Raw genomic sequence first — 20,737 nt, 5'->3', positions numbered from 1 at the left:
ATGAACGATAATTTGACCCCCAAGGCGATCGTCGCCGCGCTCGACGCGCACATCATCGGGCAGAAGGATGCCAAGCGCGCGGTCGCGGTGGCGCTGCGCAATCGCTGGCGGCGGCAGCAGCTCGCGCCCGACCTGCGCGACGAGGTGACGCCCAAGAACATCCTGATGATCGGCCCGACCGGCTGCGGGAAGACCGAGATCAGCCGCCGCCTGGCGAAGCTGGCGGACGCGCCGTTCGTGAAGGTCGAGGCGACCAAATTCACCGAGGTCGGCTATGTCGGCCGCGACGTCGAGCAGATCGCGCGCGACCTGGTCGAGGAAGCGGTGCGGCTGGAAAAGGAACGCCGCCGCCTGGCGGTGAAGGACAAGGCCGAGGCCGCAGCGATGGACCGGCTGCTCGACGCGCTCGTCGGCAAGGACGCCAGCCAGGCGACCCGCGACAGCTTCCGCCAGCGCTTCAACGAGGGTCACCTCGCCGACAAGGAGGTCGAGCTGGAGCTGCAACAGGCGCCGCAGATGCCGTTCGAACTGCCCGGTGGGCAGGGCTCGGTCGGCATGATCAACCTCAGCGAGATGATGGGCAAGGCGTTCGGCGGCGGTCCGAAGCAGCGCCGCAAGCTGCTGGTCCCCGCCGCGTGGGAAAAGCTGGTCGAGGAAGAGGCGGACAAGCGCCTCGACCAGGATGAGGTCAGCCGCGTCGCGCTTCAGGACGCCGAGGAGAACGGCATCGTCTTCCTCGACGAGATCGACAAGATCGCGGTCAGCGACGTGCGCGGCGGTTCGGTCAGCCGCGAGGGCGTGCAGCGCGACCTGCTGCCGTTGATCGAGGGCACGACCGTCTCGACCAAATACGGCCCTATGAAGACCGACCATATCCTCTTCATCGCCAGCGGCGCGTTCCACGTCGCCAAGCCCAGCGACCTGTTGCCGGAGCTTCAGGGCCGCCTGCCGATCCGCGTCGAGCTGAAGGGGCTGACCGAGGACGATTTCGTTGCGATCCTGTCCGACACCAAGGCGTCGCTGCCGGCGCAATACAAGGCGCTGATCGCGACCGAGGGCGTGGCGGTCGACTTCACCGAGGACGGCATCCGCGCCGTGGCGCGCGTCGCCGCCGAAGTGAATGGCGAGATCGAGAATATCGGCGCCCGCCGCTTGCAGACCGTCATGGAGAAGTTGCTGGAAGACGTGAGCTTCGACGCCGAGGACCGGCAGGGTCAGGCGCTGACCGTCGATGCCGCATATGTCGAGCAGCAGCTGGCCAGCGTCGCCCGCAACTCCGATCTCAGCCGCTTCGTGCTGTAGGCAGGCGGCGCGCGGGGGGCGGGGCCGCCCGCCTCCCGTCGGATCAGATCAGGTTGCCGGCGATGAACAGGATCAGGATCGCGGCGACCAGCAGGAAGGCGAGATAGTACAGGCCGCCCGTGATCGGGCGCTTGGCCTTTCGATCGAACGTCGGGCCCTGGGTCAACTTTTCGGCGGCGGCATCGTCGGCCATGGCAAATCTCCTGTGTCGCCCACCAACCGGCGGCACCGCAGAACGATCCGCCGCCGCTATCCGGCAGGTGCGATGATCGCGATCTGCCGCCCGTATCCGGGCTCGCCGCGGTGCGTCGCCCGGCGATAGGAGAAGAAGCGCTGGTCGTCGGGATAGGTGTCCAGCCCCAGCGCGGCGACCCGGGTCACCCCCGCGGTCGCCAGCCGATGGACGACATAGCCCTCCAGGTCGAAGCGGTGATGGCCCCCGCGCGCGTCGGCGAAGAAGCGTTCGTTGTCGCGATCGGCATCCTCGAACCGCCGCCGGAACGTATCGTCCACCTCATAGCTGGTGCGCGCGATACACGGTCCGACGGCCGCGACGATCCGCTCCGCCTGTGCGCCCAGCGCGATCATCGCCGCGATCGTCGCATCGGTGACCCCGCCCAGCGCGCCCTTCCACCCGGCATGCGCCGCGCCGACGACGTTCGCCGCCACATCGGCGAGCAGCACCGGCGCGCAATCCGCGGTCACCACGCCCAGCGCCAGCCCCGTCCGGTCGGTGACCAGCGCATCCGCCTCCGGCCGTTCGGCGAACGGTTCGCGCACCGTCACGCACCGCGCGGAATGGATCTGATACGGTGTCAGCAGGCACGTCCCCGGTGCGACCGCCTCCACCGCCGCGGCGCGGTTGGCGCGCACCGCCGCGTCGTCGTCGTCCGATCCCAGCCCGACGTTCAGCCCTGCGTACAGCCCCGTCGACACGCCGCCGGTCCGCCCGAAGAAGCCGTGCGGCACGCGCTCCAGCACGGCGGCGCGGATCGGCGACGCGACGGTCACGATGCGGCGATCACAGCGCGCGCCGCATGACGATGTCGGTGTCCTCGTGGTTGCCGACCATGAACGCGTAGCGGCCAACGTCTTGGAAGCCGTATTTGACGTAGAAGCGCCGTGCCCGCTCGTTGTCGACGAACACCGACAGGTACATCTCGCGCATGCCGCGCGCGCGCGCTTCCTCCAGCGCCCATTCCATCATCTTCGGCCCCATCCCGCTGCCCTGCCACGGCTGGAGCAGATAGAATTGCCGCAGCTCGATCGCGCCCTCCCGGGGCGTGAACGGCAGCCGCGGCGGGCCGAGCTTGACATAGCCGACGACGATACGCCCGTCCTCGACGACCGCCACGGCATAGGCGGGGTCGGCGACCTCGCGTGCCCAGTCCTCAGGCGTGTGCTGTTCGAGGAAGGTGGCGAGATCCGCGGCGGAATAGAGCATGCCGAACGTCTCGGTGAAGGTGGCGCGCGCCACCCCGGCGAGGTCGGCGGCGTCCTTCACGGTCGCGCGGCGCAGCGTCGCGCGGCGGGTCATGCGTCGAACCCCGCCGGGCGCGGCCAGTCCTTGTGCGTCAGTGCGATCACCTTGAACAACTCCCCCATGTCGTCCACCAGCCGGCGGCGGTCGCCGGCCACCCGTTCACCCAGCGCGGCGGCGCGCTGGTCGATCCCCAATGCGCGCAGGAACGCACCCTGGGTCACCGTACCCCATGCAGCCCCTCCCGAAGCCGTCGCCGCGAGCCGCAGCGTCGCCATGTCGACGTGGGCGGTCAGGTCGTGTTCGCCCGGCGCCTCGAAGGGGTTCGCATAGCCGTGATCGTGCACCGCCTGCAACGTTTCCCCTACTGCCGGGCCGTCGTAACCATAGTCGATCACCAGCGCTGCGCCACCCTGCGCCACGATCCGCGCCGCCAGGTCGGCCATGATCGCCACGCTGGCCGGCGACGTCTCGACGATCGCGCCCGGTGCGGCGGTCGCCAGTTCGGGGGGTATGATCGTGTCCGGAACGCTCGCGCCTGCGATGGGCAGGAACAGCGTGTCCTGGCACGCGACCAGCCGCTCGTGCCAGATGTCCCCGCGCTTCACGAGCTGGCGGATCGGCAGCGCGTCGAAGAATTCGTTGGCGATGACGATCAGCGGCACATCGTCGGGCAGGGTGCCGAGCGCATCGTGCCACGTCGCGTCCGGTACGCGCTCGCCCTGCGCCGCGCGCATCGTCGCGCTGGTCTCGACGAAGTGGACCGGCGGCGTCAGCCCGGCGCGCGCCATGACGCGCAACGCGTCGGCGGTCAGCGTCCCGCGCCCGGGTCCCAGCTCGACCCACGCCACCGCTGGCCGCCCGGCGCGATCCCACAGGTCGGCCGCCCACGCGCCGATCAGCTCGCCGAACATCTGGCTGATCTCGGGCGCCGTCGTGAAATCGCCGTCGGCACCCAACGGGTCGCGCGTGCCGTAATAATGCGCGTTCGCCGCCGCCATATACTGGCTGACCGGGATCGGCCCGCCCAGCGCGATCGCACGCGCCAGCCGCTCGGCGAGCAGCGGCGCGGGGGGCGGCACTGGCGGCATCAGGCGACCGCGTCCGGGCCGGCGATCGGCTCGACGCGGGTGCGGCGCTTGGGCGCGGTTGCGATCAGGAATGCTCCCGCCGCGATCATCGGCACGCACAGCCACTGTCCCATGTGCAGCCCGGTCGCCTCGGCGAACTGGCGCAGCTGCGCATCGGGCTCGCGGAAGAACTCGACGGTGAAGCGTGCCACGCCGTACCCGGCCAGGAACAGCCCGACCAGCTTGCCCGGCTGATAACGTGCGTCGGTGCGCCAGAAGAAGAACCACAGCAGCGCGAACAAGATGATTCCCTCCAGCCCGGCCTCGTAGAGCTGGCTGGGGTGGCGCGCCGGCTCGGGCACGCCGAACGGCACCGTCCGCTCGAAGACGATCGCCCACGGCACGTCGGCGGGTTTGCCCCACAATTCGCCGTTCACGAAGTTGGCCAGCCGTCCGAAGAACAGTCCGAACGGCACGCAGCACGCGACATAATCGTGGATGCGCAGCCAGTTCAGACCGTGCTTGCGCGCGAACCAGATCAGACCCAGCGAGGTGCCGATCACCCCGCCATGGAACGACATGCCGCCGTCCCACAGCCGCAGGATCGACAGCGGACGCGTCAGCATCTCCGGCGCGTAGAACAGCACGTAGCCGATGCGTCCGCCCAGGATGATGCCGAGCGTCGCATAGAACACCAGATCGTCGGCATGCCGCCGCGCCATCGGCGCGCCGGGCTGCGCCAGCAGCTTCAGCAGATACCACCAGCCGATGACGATTCCGGCGATATAGGCCAGGCTGTACCAGCGCAGCGTGAACACCCCGATCGTGAACACGTCCGGGTGTAGCCCGAGATCGGAAAAATGTATGTGGCTTGCCGCTACGGCAGCCGTGAGCGCGGGCAGGATCAAGGCTTTCCCCTCGTGAATCGCGCCTCCATAAGGGGGCAATAAGACAAACCCAAGCGGAGAGAGTGATGCGGACCGAGCTTGACGCGCGCATGGATGCCACCGTTGCGGCCCTGACGGGCGAGGGCGGTCCGCTCGCGCTGGGATCGGTGACCCGCTTTGGCCGGACGCTCCCCTGCATCGCCGCCGCACCGCCGACGCTGCCGGCCTATTTCGCGCATTTCTGCGGCGAGCATGGTGCCAAGGACTTTCTGGTCGCCGGCGAGGAGCGATTGAGTTTCGCGCAGGTCCACGAGGCCGCGACGCGCGTCGCGCAGGCGCTGGTCGACGGCTGGGGCGTGCGGCCGGGCGACCGCGTCGGCATCGCCGCACGCAACTCGCCGTCGTGGATCGTCCTCTACATGGGCGTCGTGATGGCCGGCGGGATCGCCACCCTGCTGAACGGCTGGTGGCAGAACGAGGAACTGGCGGCGGCGATCAAGGAAGTCGCGCCGTGCCTAGTCTTCGCCGACGCCCCGCGCGCGGCGCGGCTCGACGGCATCGACGTGCCCGTGCAGCCGTTCGACGATACCCAGCCGCTCGACCGCGCGCTGGCGCCGGTGTTCGCGCGCGCCCAGGGCGCCGCGCTGCCGCAGGTCGCGGGGGACGATCACGCCACGATCCTGTTCACGTCGGGCTCGACCGGGCGCGCGCGCGGGGCGCTGTCGACGCATTTCCAGGTAGTGCAGGGCACCTTCAACTTCCTGACGTCGGCGATGATCATGCTCACGCTGTCGGCGCAGGACGGCAAGCCGATCACCGCACAGCCCGCCACCCTGCTCAACTTGCCGCTGTTCCACGTCACCGCGATGGTGCCCACCTTCCTCCAGAGCTTCGCGCAAGGGCGCAAGCTGGTGCTGATGTCGCGTTGGGACGCGGAAGAGGCGATGCGGCTGATCGAGCGCGAGGGCGTCACCTATTTCGTCGGCGTGCCGCTGATGAGCCTGGAAATACTCAACCATCCGCGGCGCGGCGCCTATGATCTGTCGACCGTCGCGGATTATGCCGCCGGCGGCGCGCCGCGCCCGGTCGAGCACGTGAACCGCATCGACGCCGAGCTGCCGGGCGCGCCGCTGATCGGCTACGGCCTGACCGAGACCAACGCGGTCGGCGCCGGCAACTGGCGCACCAACTATCTCGCCAAGCCGTCGTCGACCGGCCGCGCCTCCGCGCCGCTCGCCGAACTGGCGATCCTCGACGACGCGGGGCGCCCCGTCCGCCACGGCGGCGTGGGCGAGATCGGCATCCGCTCGGCCGCGTGCTTCGAGGGTTATTGGGGGCGGCCGGACGACACCGCCCGGTGCTTCACCGCTGACGGCTTCTTCCGCACCGGCGACCTCGGCTACCTCGACAACGACGGTTACCTCTTCATCGTCGACCGCAAGAAGGACATCATCATCCGCGGTGGCGAGAACATCGGCTGCCAGGAAGTCGAATCGGCGCTCTACATGCACCCGGCGGTGGCGGAGGCGACCGTGTTCGGCCTGCCCGACGACCGGCTGGGCGAGGTGCCGTGCGCGGTCGTGCACCTCTCCGCGCCCGATGCCGTGACCGGCGCGGAACTGCTGGCGTTCGTCGGCGAGCATCTCGCCGCCTTCAAGGTGCCGCACCGCCTGTGGCTCAGCGCCGAACCGCTGCCGCGGCTGGGGACGGAGAAGATCGACAAGCGCACCGTCCGCCGCCTGTACGGCGAAACCGTCGCCGGGTAGCACCGCGTGGGGCCGATAGCCCTTCCGTCGCGTCGCGCCGCCCGCTAGTCCCGCCGGAATGGTGGAGATCACGCGGCGCAGGCTTCTGGTATCGGGCGGCGTCGGCGTCGGCCTGATCGTCGCCTGGACGGCGTGGCCGCGGACCTATGTGCCCAGCCTCGCCGCCGCGCCCGACGAGCATGTCTTCGGCGCGTTCGTGAAGATCGCGCGCAGCGGCAAGGTAATCGTCGCGGTTCCGCAATGCGAGCACGGGCAGGGCGTCTATACCACGTTGCCGCAGATCGTCGCCGACGAACTCGGCGCGGATTGGCGGACGATCGGGGTGGAGGCCACGCCGATCTCCCCGCTCTACGCCAACCCGCTGGCCGCCGACCGGCTGTTCGGCGCCGCCTTCGCGGGAGTGCCCGCGGGGGCGCGCGACGAACACTGGACCCGCGACGCGCTGCTGCTCACCGCCGGATCGACCTCCGTGCGCCGCTTCGAGGCGCCGCTGCGCGCGGCGGGTGCGGCGGCGCGCGTCCTGCTGTGCCAGGCGGCGGCGGCGCGCTGGGACGTCGACTGGCGCGACTGCACCACCGCCGACGGCTTCGTCGTGAACGGCCCGCGCCGCTTGCGCTTCGGCGCGCTGGCCGAGGCGGCGGCGGCGGGCACCGTGCCCGACGAACTGCCGTACCGGATCGGCGACGAAGGCCGATTGACCGGGCAGTCGCTGCCGCGGATCGACGTGCCCGCGAAGGTCGACGGCTCGGCCAATTTCGTGGCCGACGTGCGCCTTCCCGACATGGTCTTCGCCAGCATCCGCCAGGCGCCGCACCCCGCCGCGCGGCTGCTGTCGGCCGACATGGCGGCGGCGGAGCGCGTGCCCGGGCTGCTCCAGGTCGTCCGCAACGATCGGTGGATCGCGACGGTCGCGAACAACTGGTGGGCCGCCAACCGCGCGCTGACCGCGCTGGCACCGCGCTTCGAAGGGCCGGTTCCCCCCGACGATGCGGCGATCGAGCGCGCGCTCGATGCTGCACTCGATGCCGACGGCCACCGGGTCGCGCGCGTCGGCGACGTCGAGGCGGCGTTCGCCGGCGCGCGGCTGGTGGAGGCGGAATATCGCGTCGCTCCCGCGCTCCACGCCGCGGTCGAGCCGCCTGCCGCGACCGCGCAATGGCAGAACGAACGGCTGGAACTGTGGGTCGCGACGCAGGCTCCGTCGCTGGCGCGGGCCGCCGCGGCGCGGGCGATCGGCGTCGCGGAGGCGCAGGTGATCGTTCATCCGATGCTGGCCGGCGGATCGTTCGGCGCCGCGCTGGAGGTCGATGTCGTCGCCCAGGCGGCGGTGCTCACGAAGCAGCTGCGCCGCCCGGTCCAGCTCGCCTGGTCGCGCGGCGAGGCGCTGCTCCACGACCGCGTCCGCGCCCCCGCCAAGGCGCGCATGGCCGCACGGCTGGCGGCAAACGGCGCGATCCTCGGCTGGCGTGCGCGGATCGCGGTGGCGGCGACCGGGCGTGATCTGGCCGCACGGCTGCTGCCGGGCGATCCGCTGCGGCGCGTGGGCGCGATGCTGCCGACCGGCGCGGACGATTACGCGATGAGCGGCACGGTGCCGCCCTATCGCTTCGCGGCCTCGGCGATCTACCACCACCCGGTCGCGCTCGATCTGCCGACCGGGCATCTGCGCGGCGGGGCGGACGGCTACACCGCCTTCTTCACCGAATGCTTCCTCGACGAACTGGCGCGCGCCGCCGGTGCCGAGCCGATGTCGTATCGCGTCGGCATGCTCGGGGATCAGCCGCGGCTCGCGCGCTGCCTGACGACCGCCGCCGCGCTCGGCGGCTGGAACGGCGGCGTGCCGGGCGGCGGGCAGGGGATCGCCTGCCACATGCTGGCGGGCAGTGCGATCGCGGTGCTGGCGGAGGCCGGTACCGATGCCGGGGGCCGCGCGCGGATCGAGCGGCTGGTCGCGGCGGTCGACTGCGGGCGCGCGATCAACCCCGACGTCGTCCGCCAGCAGATCGAGGGCGGGCTGATCTTCGGCGCGGCGACGACGCGCGGCGCAGCGGCGCACTACCGCGACGGCCTGGCCACCGTGCGCCGCTACGGCGAGGTCGGGCTGCCGACGCTCGCCGACGCGCCGGAGGTCACGGTCGAGCTGATCGCCTCTACCGCCGATGCCGGCGGGGTCGGCGACCTGGGCGTTCCCGCCGCCGCCCCCGCGATCGCCAACGCGCTGTTCGCCGCGGGCGGAACGCGGTGGCGGCACCTGCCGTTCAGCGAGGCGTGATGCTGTCCCCCGACTACCCCCCCAACCACCCGCTCTTCCCCCGCCCGCGCATCGGCGTGCTGCTGATGAACCTCGGCACCCCCGATTCCGCCGACACGCGTGCCGTCCGCCGCTACCTCGCCGAGTTCCTGTCCGACCCGCGCGTCGTCGAAATCCCCAAGCTGCTGTGGCAACCGATCCTGCGCGGCGCGATCCTGACCACGCGCCCGAAGAAATCGGCGCACGCCTATCAGCAGGTCTGGACCGAGGCCGGCTCGCCGCTCGCCGCGGTGACGCGCGCGCAGGCGGCGGCGTTGAAGGATGCCTTCGGCGCGGACGTGCTGGTCGACTGGGCGATGCGATACGGCAACCCCGCGATCGGCGACCGGCTGCGCGCGATGAAGGAGGCGGGGTGCGAGCGGATCCTGCTCGCACCGCTCTACCCGCAATATTGCGCGGCGACGACCGCGACCGCCAACGACAAGGCGTTCGGTGCGCTCGCGACCATGCGCTGGCAACCCGCGATCCGTACGCTGCCGCCCTATTACGACGACCCGGCCTATATCGACGCGCTCGCGCGCAGCGTCACCGCCGGGCTGGCGACGCTCGACTTCGCCCCCGACGCGATCGTTGCCAGCTTCCACGGCATGCCGCAGCGGACGCTGGAGCTGGGCGACCCCTATCATTGCCATTGCCGCAAGACCGCGCGGCTGCTCGGCGAGGCGCTCGGCCGTCCGCTGACCGTCGCCTTCCAGTCGCGTTTCGGCCGCGCCAAATGGCTCGAACCCGCGACCGACACCACGCTGGAGGCGCTGGCGGCGGCGGGCACGCGCAAGGTCGCGATCCTCGCCCCGGGCTTCTCCGCCGACTGCCTCGAGACGCTGGAGGAGCTGGCGATCCGCGGTCGCGAAAGCTTTATCGCCGCGGGCGGCACGCATTTCGCATATCTGCCATGTTTGAACGATAGCGACGCCGGCATCGCGATGCTGCGCGGGTTACTGGCACGTGAACTTGAAGGGTGGATACGCGCCGCTTAGGCTCATCGCCAAAAGGTAGGTCGCCTCATGTCGGGGCGGCGGTTCGGGAGAGGAAGATATGGCACGTGTGGCGATCGTCACGGGTGGAACGCGCGGGATCGGCGAGGCGATCAGCGTCGCGCTGAAGGATGCCGGGATGACCGTCGCCGCCAATTACGCCGGCAATGACGAGCGCGCACGCGAGTTCACCGAACGGACCGGCATCGCGGCCTATAAATGGGACGTCGCCGACTACGACGCCTGCCAGGACGGCTGCGCAAAGGTGGCCGCCGAACTCGGCCCGGTCGATGTGCTGGTCAACAACGCCGGCATCACCCGCGACGGCACGATCCTGAAGATGACCTATCAGATGTGGAAGGAGGTCATGGACACCAACCTCGGCGGCTGTTTCAACATGGCCAAGGCGGTGTTCCCCGGCATGCGCGACCGCAAATGGGGACGGATCGTCAACATCGGCTCGATCAACGGGCAGGCCGGCCAATACGGCCAGGTCAATTACGCCGCTGCCAAGAGCGGCATCCACGGCTTCACCAAGGCTTTGTCGCAGGAAGGCGCGCGCGCCGGAGTGACGGTGAACGCGATCGCGCCGGGCTATATCGACACCGACATGGTCGCCGCGGTGCCCGCCGACGTGCTGGAAAAGATCGTCGCCAAGATCCCGGTCGGCCGCCTGGGGCAGGCGCAGGAGATCGCGCGCGGCGTGGCGTTCCTGTGCTCGGAAGAGGCCGGGTTCGTCACCGGCTCGACGCTGAGCATCAACGGCGGGCAACATATGTACTGACGGGCGCACGCCCGCGCCCCGCGGGCCGGTGCGCCATCGGCGCAGCGCCCGGCACGGCCGGCGGGTCGGCGCGGTCGACCCGACCGACGACGCGGGCTCCTGCCGCGGCGCTCGCCGCGACACGACATCGAAATAACACGAGCCCGGCACCATCCGGCACCGGGCTCGCGCCCTCGATACGCTACGCGAGGGAAGGGGTGGGACGGCGGCGAAGTCGCCGTCGCTCGGGTCGGCTCAGCCGACCCGCCGGCCGTGCGGGGCGATGCGCGTCGCGCACCGGCCGGGAGCCTCGCTCCCGGCCTGCGCCCGTCAGCGGCAATACCGCGGGTTGTTCGACTTCTCGACCGCGTTGCCCGCGACCGCGCCGCCGACGCCGCCCAGGACCGTGCCGAGCGTCCGGTCTCCGCGCGAGTCGATCACCCGGCCCAGCAGGCCGCCGGCGATCGCGCCGACCACGGTGCCGGTCGTGCCGTTCGAGCAGCGACGGCTGCGCTCGTAGCGGCGGTCGTACCCGCGATAGTCGCGCCGGTCGTAATAGCCGCGGCCGTCGTCGTAGCGGCTGTAGCGGCCACGGTCGTAACGCTGCGCATCGGCGGTGGTCGGTGCGACGGCGGCGGCACCCATCGCGAGGGCGGCACCGGCAAGAGCGATATTCTTGAACATTGGTCGTCTCCCGTCTCGTATTTCGGTCGGCGGTTTCCCGTCGATGAAAGTGCTTTTGCCCGATTCGCTTTGAGCACTGCCTGAATGCGACCGTTATCGAAGGTTCATCCTTCCGCCGCCCGCGCCGACCTTCTAGGCGGGACCGGTGCGATGGCCTGTCTCCCTGGCGCTGGTACTGTTGTGCGTCCCGCCGTGGAGCGGCGAGCCGCGCCGGCCGCTGTTTACCCCCGCGTTGCGCGTCGTCGCCCGGCCGTTCGTGCCTGCGGGCGGCTGGCCGGCGCGGATCGGCGCGCTGGAGCCGGTCGGCGCGCTGACGCTGTCCGCCAACGAGCCCGAGTTCGGCGGCTTTTCCGCGCTGGCGCTACATCGCGGACACGCGATCCTGCTCACCGACGGCGGGCTGGTGGTGCGACTGCGGATCGCCGGCGACAGGCTGACGACGCTGCGAAGCGAATCGCTCGACGAGGGACCGGAGACCGGCTGGAGCAAGGCGGCGCGCGATACCGAGTCGCTGGCGGTCGACGCGGCGAGCGGGCGCGCGTGGATCGGTTACGAGCGGATCAACGCGATCTTCCGCTACACCGCCGACTTCCGCCATGCACAGGCGGCAGCCTATCCGCCCGCGATGCACGACTGGGGCGTGAACAGCAGCGTCGAGTCGCTCGTGCAACTGCGCGACGGCCGCTTTCTGGCGCTGCGCGAGGGACGACCGCGGCAGATCGGGTCACGTCCGGCGCTGATCTTCGCGGGCGATCCGGCCTTCCACGACACGCGCGTAGCGTCGGCACGCTATCTGCCGCCGTCGGGCTATGCGCCCAGCGATGCGGCGGTGCTGCCCGACGGTGACGTGCTGGTGCTCAACCGCCGCTGGCGCTTTCCGCTCACCTTCGACACCGCGCTGGTGCGAATCCCGGCGGCGCAGGTGCGCGGCGGCGCCTTGCTGCACGGGCCGGTGGTGGCGCGGCTCGGCGCTGCGCTCGGCCATGAGAATGCCGAGGGACTGGCAGTGGCGCAGGAGAACGGGCGGACGATGATCTGGCTGGTCACCGACAACGACGGCGCGTTCTGGCGACGCACTCTCCTCGCCAAGTTTCGCTGGCGCGGCTGACACGCAACGCGATACGGCCCGCCGTCACGAGGACGGCGGGCCGCGATCGGGTTCGGGCAGAGCCGGAAACGTCAGGCCGCGGCGGCGGCCGAACGCTTCTTCACGATGTCGCGCTTCAGGCGACGCGCCTTCAGCGACAGCTTGTCGTCCGAGGTCTTGACCAGCCAGTTGTCCAGCCCGCCATTGTGCTCGACCGAGCGCAGGCCGTGCGTCGACACGCGCAGGCGGATCGACCGCTCCAGCGAGTCGGACAGCAGCGTCACGTTCTGCAGGTTCGGCAGAAACGTCCGCTTGGTCTTGTTGTTGGCGTGGGAGACGTTGTTACCCACCTGCCGGCCCTTGCCGGTCAGCTCGCAAATGCGCGACATGAGACTAATCCTGATTTCGGTTGCCCGGAAAGTGTGCGCCAGTAACCCGCGACGGTCGATCGGTCAAGCGGCGCGATCTGCAACCAGCCCTGCGGAGCGGCGTTGTTGCGGAAACGAATCGGACGAATCGGGAGAAAACGGATGCGCACGCTGCTGGTACTGATCGGGATCGTGGCCTTGGTGTTCCTCGCGGCGTTGCTGACCGGCTTCATCAAATTCGACCAGACCCAAACCGCGCAGCTTCCGCGACTCGAGGGTGGGCAGGCGCCGAAGTTCGACGCCGATGTCGGCAAGGTGACGGTCGGTACCGAGAACAAGACCGTCGCCGTGCCGGATATCAAGGTGCAGAAGCCGGGCGAACAGCCGCGCTGACGCCTTGCGCCTCGGCGCCGGGGGAGTAGGCAGTCGGCGATGATCCCGCTGCCTCCCCCGATGCGTGCCGCGCTGGACGCCGCCCGAGCCGCGGCCGATAAAGGTGAAGTGCCGGTCGGCGCGGTCGTGATGTTTGACGGGCGGATGGTGGCGGTCGCGGCCAACGCGCCGCGCGCGTTGCACGATCCGACCGCGCATGCCGAGATGCTCGCGATTCGCCAGGCGGCGCAGGCGCTCGGTAGCGACCGGCTCGAGGGTTGCGACCTGTGGGTGACGCTGGAGCCGTGCGCGATGTGCGCGGGTGCGATCGCGCATGCGCGGGTCGCGCGACTTTACTACGGTGCGGATGATGCGAAGGGCGGGGCGGTCGAGCACGGCCCCCGCTTCTTCACGCAACCGACCTGCCATCACCGCCCCGAGATCTTCGCTGGCATCGGGGCGATGGAGGGGGCGGCTTTGCTGCGCGACTTCTTCGCCGCACGCCGCCCCTGATCGCAGTTAGCGCGGCGGCAGGTCGTTCTGCGACACCGGGACGATCTTGATCTCGACGCGGCGGTTGGCGGCGCGCCCGGCGTCCGTCTCGTTCGACTCGATCGGCTGCGTCTCGCCGAATCCGCGCGTCGCGATCCGCGCCGCCTGCACGCCGTGGCTCGACAGATAGTCGGCGACCGACGTCGCGCGCCGCTCCGACAGGTCCTGGTTATAGGCGTCGCTGCCGGTCGAATCGGTGTGGCCGTATACGTCGACATATGTCTGGTTGTATTCCGACAGCACGCTGGCGACTTTGTCGAGAGTTGCGCGGAATCGCGGTTCCACGTTCGCCGAATTGTAGGCGAAGTTGATTCCTGAAGGGATATTTAGCAGCAGGTCGTCGCCCTGGCGTGTGACTTCGACGTCGGTTCCGCGCGTCCGTTCGCGCAATTCGCGTTCCTGCTTGTCCATATACGCGCCGATCCCGGCACCGGCGATGCCCCCAATGCCCGCGCCGATGATCTTTTCGGTGCGATCGCGGCGCCCGCCGACCAGATCGCCGAGCAGATAGCCGCCCAACGCGCCCCCGATGCCACCGATCGCCGTCTTCGAGATCGTCCGCTGCCCCGTCTCCGGATCGGTCGTGCACGCCGCCACGCCCAGCAGCGACACGCAGGCCAGCGCGGCAGCCAGCTTCGACGTCAGCTTCATCTTTGTCCCTTTCTCGATGCAACGCCGATCAACCCGACGCGCCGCCGCATTGTTCCGCCAGCGCACTGAACCCGCGGTGAAGCAGGCGCAGCAACAATTTGGCGATTGTCGCCGCCCTGCTTTGCCGCCAAGAGAGATGCCGAACCATGTTACCGCCGTTCCCCTGGACCGACGTCGTCATCATCTTCGCGCTCGTGGCGCTGAACGGTGTATTCGCCATGAGCGAGCTGGCGATCGTTTCCGCACGCAAGGCGCGGTTGGAGGCGATGGCCCGCAGCGGACGGCGCGGCGCCGGGACCGCGATCGAGCTCGCCGCCGATCCCGGCAAATTCCTCTCCACGGTGCAGATCGGCATCACGCTGATCGGCGTCGGCACCGGCGCGTTTTCCGGTGCCAGCCTCGGCACGCCCGTCGCAGCGCGCTTGCAAGCGCTTGGCCTGCCACAGGAAACCGCCGCGAGCATCGGCTTCGCGCTGGTGATCGCGCTGACCACTTACGCCTCGCTGATCGTCGGGGAATTGGTCCCCAAGCAGTTCGCATTGCGTAAGCCCGAAGCGGTCGCCGCACTGGTCGCGCTGCCGATGTGGTGGCTGGCCAAGCTGACCAAGCCGATCGTCTGGGTGCTGGATGCGAGCAGCGCGCTGGCGTTCCGCGTGCTCGGGCTCAACCGCGAGAACGAGGACCAGGTCACCGCCGAGGAACTGCACCTGATCGTCGCGGAGGCCAGCAAGTCGGGTGTGATCGAGGAGCATGAACGCTCGATCATTTCGGGTGTGGTGCGGCTGGCGGACCGTCCGGTGCGCGAGGTCATGACGCCGCGTACCGAGGTCGACTGGCTCGACATCGCACTCGACGATGCCGCGATCCGCGCCAAGTTGCTTGAAACGCCGCACAGTCGTCTACCGGTCGCGCAGGGGTCGATCGACGCGGTCGTGGGCGTGGTGCAGGCGCGCGATGTCGCGATGGCGCTGTTTCGCGGCGAAACGCTCGATCTGGAGCGCCTGGTGCGCAAGGCGCCGGTCGTCGTCGACCAGATCGACGCGATGGATGCGCTCGACGCGCTGCGTCGCGCCGAGGTGCCGATGGCGCTGATCCACGACGAATACGGCCATTTCGAAGGGATCGTGACGCCTGCCAATCTGCTGGCGGCGATCGCGGGCGAGTTCCGGTCGGACGTCGATCCGGACGAGAGCCCCAGCATCGTGGTGCGCGACGACGGATCGCTGCTGGTCGCCGGCACGATGGCGGCCGACGCGTTGGCCGAGCGGCTAGGGATCGACCTGCCCGAGGACCGTGACTATGCGACCGTCGCCGGGCTGGCGCTGGCGGCGTTCCGCAAGCTGCCGGCGGAGGGCGAAAGCTTCGAGGAACAGGGCTGGCGGTTCGAGGTGGTCGATCTCGACGGGCGCCGCATCGACAAGCTGCTGGTCAACGAAGCCTGATCTTGCGGGTCAGCACGCGGCGCCGACCTCGACCACCTCGATTGCATCCTCCCTACCGTTGAACGCCACGGTATCGCCCGCCTCCGCGCCCATCAGCGCGCGTGCCAACGGGGCGGAGAAGGCCAGCATCCCCGCGGGCGGATCGGCCTCATCGTCGCCGACCAGCGTAATCTCACGCTCCTTACCGGCGAGGCGGAAGCGTACCCGGCTGCCGAAGCCGACAACGTCGTCGGTACGCGGTGCGGTCTCGATGGCGGTGGCGCGGCGGGTCTTCCAATAACGCAGGTCACGCGCGATCGGCTTTGCGGCCTCCGCGTCTGATGCGCTGGCAAGGGCCGCCTCCAGGTCGGCGACACGCGCCTCGATCAGCGTCCGACCACGTGGCGTCACGAGGTTGGGGCCGGGCGGGATCGGCAATTCGAAGCGCGGCTCGAGATGCTCGTCGTCGCTTTCACGGCGAAACGCGACGCTCATCCCAGCTTGCCGAACTGCGCTTCGTACGCAGCACGATCGCCCTTCGCGAGCAGTCGCGCCTGTTCGCGCCAGCGATCGCGCTCCATGCGTCCCTGGAACACGCCGAGTTGCGCGTCGAGCTGTTGCGCCTCGGCGTCGTCGAGCCACGCCAGCTGGTCGACGCGCGTAATGCCGAGTTCGTTCAGCCGTGTCGCAATCTTGGGCCCCAGGCCCTTGAGGATCGTGATCGGCTGCGCGCCGTCGCCATCGGGCTCATGCCCCGGAGCATCCGCCGCCACGCTGGCGGGGGAAGCGTCGAGCGGCGCCGCGGCCGCGATCGCTTCGTCCGGCAGGCTGCGCGAGGGGTGAAGCGGCTCCGCCTCCTGTGACGCAACGTGCCGTGCGGTATCGAGCGATCCGTCACCGCCACCGACGTGATCCTGGTTGTCCGCGTGACGTGCCACCACCGGCGGCGCGGCTGCGGCGACGATTGGCGGGGTTCCCTCGGCGGTGTTGGTCGCTTCGACCCCGTCCGCCTTCAAGTCCTCGATCCGGCGCTGTTCTTCCGCTTCGGCCACGCGGCGCTGTCGCTTGAGGCGCGCGCCCCACAGCATCGCGATCACGGTGAGAACCGCAAGGATAGCGACCAGCACCAGCGCGACCGTCACCAGCACGCCGTCCTGCGAGATCGGGTCCACATCAAAGCTGCCAGTGTTCATCAACCGATCCTGCGTGCAAAAGAATGATCGCTCAACCGTCGATCAGCGCCTTGGCTCCGATGTCGCGGCGGAAGAAGCCGGTCGGGAAGTCGACCTTCTCGACGGCGGCATAGGCGGCGCGCTGTGCCGCGGCCACGTCGCTGCCGGTGGCTGTGACCGCCAGCACGCGCCCGCCGGCCGACATCAGGCGCTTGTCCTTCAGCGCGGTACCCGCCTGGAACACGACCGCCCCGTCCGCCTGCGCCGCATCGAGCGCCCCGATCGCGCCGCCCGTTCTGGGCGTGCCCGGATAGCCTTCCGCCGCCATCACGACGGTCAGCGCGACATCGTCGGAGAAGGCGGGGGCCGGCGTGTCGGCGAGGCGACCTTCGGCGACCGCCAGGAGCAGCGCCGCCAGGTCGCCGGTATAGCGCATCATCAGCACCTGGCACTCGGGGTCGCCGAAACGGACGTTGTATTCGATCAGCTTCGGACCGTCAGCGGTCAGCATCAGCCCTGCGTAGAGGACTCCGACATACGGCGTCCCCGACGCAGCCAGCGCATCGATCGTCGGACGCACGATCTCGCCGAGCGCGCGCTCCTCCAGTTCCGGTGTCAACACCGCGGCGGGGCTGTAGGCGCCCATCCCGCCGGTGTTCGGCCCGGTGTCGCCGTCGCCGACGCGCTTATGGTCCTGGGCCGAGCCGAAGGCAGCGGTGGTGGTGCCGTCCGACAGGACGAACAGGCTCGCTTCCGGGCCTTCGAGCATCTCCTCGATTACCGCCTCGACCGGTCCGTGTGCATAGAGGTCGGCGATCGCGGCCTCGGCTTCGGCGCGGGAGGTGGCGACGACCACACCCTTGCCCGCCGCCAGCCCGTCCGCCTTGATCACGCAGCGCTCGCCGAAATCGTCGAGGCACGCGAGCGCGCCGTCCTTCGAAGTGACGCGGAAATACCGTGCCGTGGGGATGCCGACACGCGCACACAGATCCTTGGTGAAGCCCTTCGATCCTTCAAGCTGCGCCGCCGCGCGACCCGGCCCGAACACCGGCACGCCGATCGAGCGGATGTTGTCGGCCAGACCGTCGACCAGCGGTGCCTCCGGTCCGATCACCACCAGGCCAACGCGATGACGACGCACGAAATCCACCACCGCGCGGTGATCCGTCACGTCCAGCTCGGCGATCGTCGCATGTTCGGCGATGCCGGGGTTGCCCGGTGCCGCGAAGAGCGTATCGAGCGTCGGAGACTGCGCCAGTTTCCAGGCGAGCGCATGTTCGCGTCCCCCCGATCCCACCAGCAGGATGTTCATGGCCGACCCCCTTTTCGATACTCAGGCGGGGCGGCTGGTAGCCGAGCCGATGCCCGGCGACAATGCGATGGCGCTCAGCGTCGGCGAACTGTCGGGCCGTCTCAAGCGGATGGTGGAGGGGGAGTTCGGGCATGTCCGGCTGCGCGGCGAGATCTCCGGGTACAAGCGCGCGACCTCCGGACATCTCTATCTCTGCCTGAAGGACGAGAGCGCGGTCATCGACGGGGTCATGTGGAAGGGAAGCGCGGGTGGGCTCGCCTTTCGCCCTGAAGACGGCGTGGAGGTGGTCGCGACCGGGCGGCTGACCACCTATCCGGGACGCTCCAAATACCAGATCGTCATCGAGAGGATGGAACTGGCCGGCGCCGGGGCGCTGATGGCGCTGCTGGAGAAGCTGAAGGCCAAGCTCGCGGGGGAGGGGCTGTTCGATCGCGACGCGAAGAAGCCGCTGCCGTTCATGCCGCGCGTGATAGGGGTGGTCACGTCGCCCACCGGCGCGGTGATCCGCGACATCCTTCACCGGCTGGAGGACCGCTGCCCGACGCACGTGATCGTATGGCCGGTCAAGGTGCAGGGCGCGGGCGCGGCGGAGGAGGTCGCCGCGGCGGTGCGCGGGTTCGATGCGCTGACGCCGGGGGGTGCGGTGCCGCGCCCCGATCTGGTGATCGTCGCGCGTGGTGGCGGCTCGATCGAGGATTTGTGGGCGTTCAACGAGGAGGTGGTGGTACGCGCGGTCGCCGGCTGCTCGATTCCGATCATCTCGGCCGTCGGGCACGAGACCGATACGACGCTGTGCGACCATGCCGCCGACCTGCGCGCGCCGACCCCGACCGCCGCTGCCGAGATCGCGGTACCGGTGCTCGCCGAACTGCGCCTGACCCTGGACGCGATGGCGAACCGCACGCAACGCTGCGCACGCCGCTATGTGGAGCGCGGGCGCGAGCGGCTCGATGCGCTGGCGCGGGTGATGCCGACTCGCGACCGGCTGCTCGGACCGCAGCGGCAGCGGCTCGACGATCTGGGGATGCGCGGCGACCGCGCGCTGGAGCGGCGCGTGGCGCGTGCGCGCGGCGACCTGAGCCACGCCGCGGGCGCCATCCGGCCGGCGACGCTGGAGCGGCGGCTGGAGGCGGCGCGGCGGCGGCTCGCCGATGTCGGCCGGCTGGTCGAAAGCCTGAACCCGGACACCATCCTCCAGCGTGGCTATGCGCGGGTGGAGGCGGCCACGGGCGGCACCGTCACCACGGCGGATGCAGCGCGGGCGGCGGGGGCGCTGTCCTTGCGCTTCCGCGACGGTGCGGTCGCTGTGCAGGTCGAGGGTAGCCCCACGCCCGCGCCGAAACCGGAGCCGAAGGTTGAGCGCGGCGCGCGGCGTGCCTATCCTGATCCATCCGACCAACCGCGCCTGATCTGACAACCGGAAAGCCCGCCCCGATGCTGATGTCCCACACCGATCGCCCTGCCAAGCTCCATTACATGGCCAACGGCTTTCGCATCCTGGCGCCGGGCGATCATGTGGTCTGCGCGGTCAGCGGCGCGCGGATCGCGCTGGAGGATCTGCGCTATTGGGATGTCGCCTCGCAGCGACCGTTCGCCAGCGGCGCGATCGCGATGGAGGAGATGGCGCCGCGGTGATGCGCACGCCGGTGCCGGTCGCCATGCTGACCCTGACGGCCTGCGTGGGCGCACCGCCGGTCGCCCCTGTCGCGCCGGTGCCGCCGGTCGCCGTCACGCCGGCGCCACGGCCGATGCTCCCGCCACCTCCGCAACTGGTGCCGCCGACCCGGTTCGGGCTGGTCGGTGCGCTGCGGCAGGGCGGATTGGCGCTGGGGCAGGTGCCGGCGGGTACGGAGCGGCTGACGCTCGACGGTAAGCCGGTGGCGGTCGCCGCCGACGGGCGCTTCGTTATCGCCTTCGACAGCGACGCGGCACCGCAGGCGCTGTTGGTCGCCGGGTTGGCCGACGGCACGACGCTCACCGCGACGCTGCGGATCGCGCCTGGCGACTGGCGTATCGAGCGACTGCCGACGCTGCGCAAGGTGCCCGTACCCGATGCCGAGTTCGCGCGGGTGCGGGGCGGCGAGCTGGCGCAGATCGTGGCCGCGCGTGCGAAGGGCAGCGATGCGGACGGCTGGCGGCAACGGTTCGTCTGGCCGGCGACCGGCCGCATCTCCGGCCTGTTCGGCGCCCAGCGCATCTATGCCGGTCAGCCGGGCAGCTACCACGGCGGCGTCGACGTCGCGAAGCCCGAGGGTGCGGTGGTGGTGGCGCCGGCCGACGGGGTGGTGACGCTCGCCGCCGATCCACCTTTTACGCTGGAGGGGCGGCTGCTGATCCTGGACCACGGCCATGGCCTGACCAGCGCTTTCCTCCATCTGTCGCGAATCGACGTGCGGGTCGGGCAGCCCGTGCGGCAGGGCGAGCCGATCGGGCTGGTCGGGCGCACCGGCCGCGCGACGGGGCCGCATCTGCATTGGGCGCTGACGTGGCGGGGCGCGCGAATCGACCCGATGCTGGTAGCGGGCGCGATGCCGGGGGCGTGAGCATCGTTCCGGCGCATGCCGG

The 20,737-nt window shown here is 70.2% G+C and carries 23 protein-coding genes; 12 read left to right on the top strand and 11 right to left on the bottom strand.

Translation table 11 applies throughout. The annotated features are described in order from the left end of the window. Complete coding sequence (gene hslU / locus J2Y58_RS03175) at window positions 1-1,302, top strand: ATP-dependent protease ATPase subunit HslU (protein WP_310098599.1); 1,302 nt, start codon at window positions 1-3, stop codon at window positions 1,300-1,302. A 43-nt stretch (window positions 1,303-1,345) separates the two neighbouring features. Here hslU and J2Y58_RS03170 read toward each other — a convergent pair whose 3' ends face one another. The 5 genes from J2Y58_RS03170 to lgt are packed head-to-tail and all read right to left on the bottom strand — an operon-like array spanning window position 1,346 to window position 4,760. Beyond that, the gene (locus J2Y58_RS03170; protein WP_310098596.1) at window positions 1,346-1,495 is read right to left on the bottom strand and encodes a hypothetical protein; all 150 of its coding nucleotides are present in this window, start codon (window positions 1,493-1,495) and stop codon (window positions 1,346-1,348) included. 56 nt (window positions 1,496-1,551) lie between these two features. Continuing rightward, window positions 1,552-2,316 carry a peptidoglycan editing factor PgeF gene (gene pgeF / locus J2Y58_RS03165; protein ID WP_405053064.1) on the bottom strand — a complete coding sequence of 255 codons (765 nt, stop codon included), beginning with the start codon at window positions 2,314-2,316 and terminating at the stop codon, window positions 1,552-1,554. Window positions 2,317-2,323: 7 nt separating this feature from the next. Continuing rightward, complete coding sequence (locus J2Y58_RS03160; RefSeq protein ID WP_310098590.1) at window positions 2,324-2,839, bottom strand: GNAT family N-acetyltransferase; 516 nt, start codon at window positions 2,837-2,839, stop codon at window positions 2,324-2,326. After that, window positions 2,836-3,873 (bottom strand): SAM-dependent methyltransferase, encoded by a 1,038-nt coding sequence (locus J2Y58_RS03155; RefSeq protein ID WP_310098588.1) that lies wholly within the window; start codon window positions 3,871-3,873, stop codon window positions 2,836-2,838. Before J2Y58_RS03155 ends, J2Y58_RS03160 begins: the two co-directional genes overlap by 4 nt. Continuing rightward, entirely contained in the window at window positions 3,873-4,760 is an 888-nt protein-coding gene (gene lgt / locus J2Y58_RS03150) for a prolipoprotein diacylglyceryl transferase (RefSeq protein WP_310098586.1), read from the bottom strand. Before lgt ends, J2Y58_RS03155 begins: the two co-directional genes overlap by 1 nt. Before the next feature lie 65 nt (window positions 4,761-4,825). Between lgt and J2Y58_RS03145 the strand changes: the two genes are divergently transcribed. The 4 genes from J2Y58_RS03145 to phbB are packed head-to-tail and all read left to right on the top strand — an operon-like array spanning window position 4,826 to window position 10,574. After that, window positions 4,826-6,505 carry a class I adenylate-forming enzyme family protein gene (locus J2Y58_RS03145; protein ID WP_310098583.1) on the top strand — a complete coding sequence of 560 codons (1,680 nt, stop codon included), beginning with the start codon at window positions 4,826-4,828 and terminating at the stop codon, window positions 6,503-6,505. A gap of 58 nt (window positions 6,506-6,563) precedes the next feature. Continuing rightward, a complete protein-coding gene (locus J2Y58_RS03140; RefSeq protein ID WP_310098581.1) occupies window positions 6,564-8,777 on the top strand; it encodes a molybdopterin cofactor-binding domain-containing protein in 2,214 nt (737 codons plus the stop codon). Continuing rightward, entirely contained in the window at window positions 8,777-9,793 is a 1,017-nt protein-coding gene (gene hemH / locus J2Y58_RS03135; RefSeq protein WP_310098578.1) for a ferrochelatase, read from the top strand. The genes J2Y58_RS03140 and hemH overlap by 1 nt, the downstream gene beginning before the upstream one ends. A 58-nt stretch (window positions 9,794-9,851) precedes the next feature. Further along, window positions 9,852-10,574 carry an acetoacetyl-CoA reductase gene (gene phbB, locus J2Y58_RS03130; protein ID WP_310098575.1) on the top strand — a complete coding sequence of 241 codons (723 nt, stop codon included), beginning with the start codon at window positions 9,852-9,854 and terminating at the stop codon, window positions 10,572-10,574. A gap of 309 nt (window positions 10,575-10,883) precedes the next feature. On the opposite strand, the gene J2Y58_RS03125 is transcribed toward phbB, so the two are convergent. Beyond that, a complete protein-coding gene (locus J2Y58_RS03125; RefSeq protein ID WP_310098572.1) occupies window positions 10,884-11,237 on the bottom strand; it encodes a glycine zipper 2TM domain-containing protein in 354 nt (117 codons plus the stop codon). A 145-nt stretch (window positions 11,238-11,382) separates the two neighbouring features. Here J2Y58_RS03125 and J2Y58_RS03120 point away from each other — a divergent pair, with 145 nt between their 5' ends. Then, entirely contained in the window at window positions 11,383-12,345 is a 963-nt protein-coding gene (locus tag J2Y58_RS03120) for an esterase-like activity of phytase family protein (RefSeq protein WP_310098569.1), read from the top strand. A gap of 71 nt (window positions 12,346-12,416) precedes the next feature. On the opposite strand, the gene rpmB is transcribed toward J2Y58_RS03120, so the two are convergent. Beyond that, window positions 12,417-12,713: a 50S ribosomal protein L28 gene (gene rpmB / locus J2Y58_RS03115; protein WP_310098567.1), complete on the bottom strand. Its 297-nt coding sequence runs from the start codon at window positions 12,711-12,713 to the stop codon at window positions 12,417-12,419. A gap of 141 nt (window positions 12,714-12,854) precedes the next feature. On the opposite strand from rpmB, the gene J2Y58_RS03110 reads away from it, so the two are divergent. Then, window positions 12,855-13,085 carry a hypothetical protein gene (locus J2Y58_RS03110; protein WP_310098564.1) on the top strand — a complete coding sequence of 77 codons (231 nt, stop codon included), beginning with the start codon at window positions 12,855-12,857 and terminating at the stop codon, window positions 13,083-13,085. Between the two features lie 39 nt (window positions 13,086-13,124). Then, window positions 13,125-13,577: a nucleoside deaminase gene (locus tag J2Y58_RS03105; protein ID WP_310098562.1), complete on the top strand. Its 453-nt coding sequence runs from the start codon at window positions 13,125-13,127 to the stop codon at window positions 13,575-13,577. Between the two features lie 6 nt (window positions 13,578-13,583). On the opposite strand, the gene J2Y58_RS03100 is transcribed toward J2Y58_RS03105, so the two are convergent. Then, window positions 13,584-14,267, bottom strand: coding sequence for an OmpA family protein (locus J2Y58_RS03100; protein ID WP_310098559.1), 684 nt, complete (start codon window positions 14,265-14,267; stop codon window positions 13,584-13,586). 146 nt (window positions 14,268-14,413) lie between these two features. On the opposite strand from J2Y58_RS03100, the gene J2Y58_RS03095 reads away from it, so the two are divergent. Next, window positions 14,414-15,709: a hemolysin family protein gene (locus J2Y58_RS03095; RefSeq protein WP_310098556.1), complete on the top strand. Its 1,296-nt coding sequence runs from the start codon at window positions 14,414-14,416 to the stop codon at window positions 15,707-15,709. A gap of 9 nt (window positions 15,710-15,718) precedes the next feature. On the opposite strand, the gene J2Y58_RS03090 is transcribed toward J2Y58_RS03095, so the two are convergent. From J2Y58_RS03090 to purD, 3 genes are read right to left on the bottom strand one after another with little or no spacing between them, the layout of a single operon-like run. Further along, on the bottom strand, window positions 15,719-16,183 hold the full coding sequence (locus J2Y58_RS03090; RefSeq protein WP_310098552.1) for a GreA/GreB family elongation factor: 465 nt from the start codon (window positions 16,181-16,183) through the stop codon (window positions 15,719-15,721). Further along, window positions 16,180-16,881, bottom strand: coding sequence for a hypothetical protein (locus J2Y58_RS03085; RefSeq protein WP_310098549.1), 702 nt, complete (start codon window positions 16,879-16,881; stop codon window positions 16,180-16,182). Before J2Y58_RS03085 ends, J2Y58_RS03090 begins: the two co-directional genes overlap by 4 nt. Window positions 16,882-16,912: 31 nt before the next feature. Then, window positions 16,913-18,172, bottom strand: a complete 1,260-nt coding sequence (purD, locus tag J2Y58_RS03080; protein WP_310098546.1) for a phosphoribosylamine--glycine ligase — start codon at window positions 18,170-18,172, stop codon at window positions 16,913-16,915. Here purD and xseA point away from each other — a divergent pair. From xseA to J2Y58_RS03065, 3 genes are read left to right on the top strand one after another with little or no spacing between them, the layout of a single operon-like run. Further along, complete coding sequence (gene xseA / locus J2Y58_RS03075; protein ID WP_310098544.1) at window positions 18,171-19,586, top strand: exodeoxyribonuclease VII large subunit; 1,416 nt, start codon at window positions 18,171-18,173, stop codon at window positions 19,584-19,586. The genes purD and xseA overlap by 2 nt on opposite strands. A 20-nt stretch (window positions 19,587-19,606) precedes the next feature. After that, on the top strand, window positions 19,607-19,807 hold the full coding sequence (locus J2Y58_RS03070; protein WP_310098541.1) for a DUF2093 domain-containing protein: 201 nt from the start codon (window positions 19,607-19,609) through the stop codon (window positions 19,805-19,807). Continuing rightward, window positions 19,807-20,715, top strand: a complete 909-nt coding sequence (locus J2Y58_RS03065) for a M23 family metallopeptidase (protein ID WP_405053063.1) — start codon at window positions 19,807-19,809, stop codon at window positions 20,713-20,715. The genes J2Y58_RS03070 and J2Y58_RS03065 overlap by 1 nt, the downstream gene beginning before the upstream one ends. Window positions 20,716-20,737: the final 22 nt, after the last annotated feature.

This window comes from Sphingomonas sp. BE138 (assembly GCF_031456125.1).
In the GTDB taxonomy this organism is placed as follows: Bacteria; Pseudomonadota; Alphaproteobacteria; order Sphingomonadales; family Sphingomonadaceae; genus Sphingomonas.
Note: the sequence above shows the minus strand (reverse complement) of the source record. Positions and strands in the feature narration are given on the sequence as shown.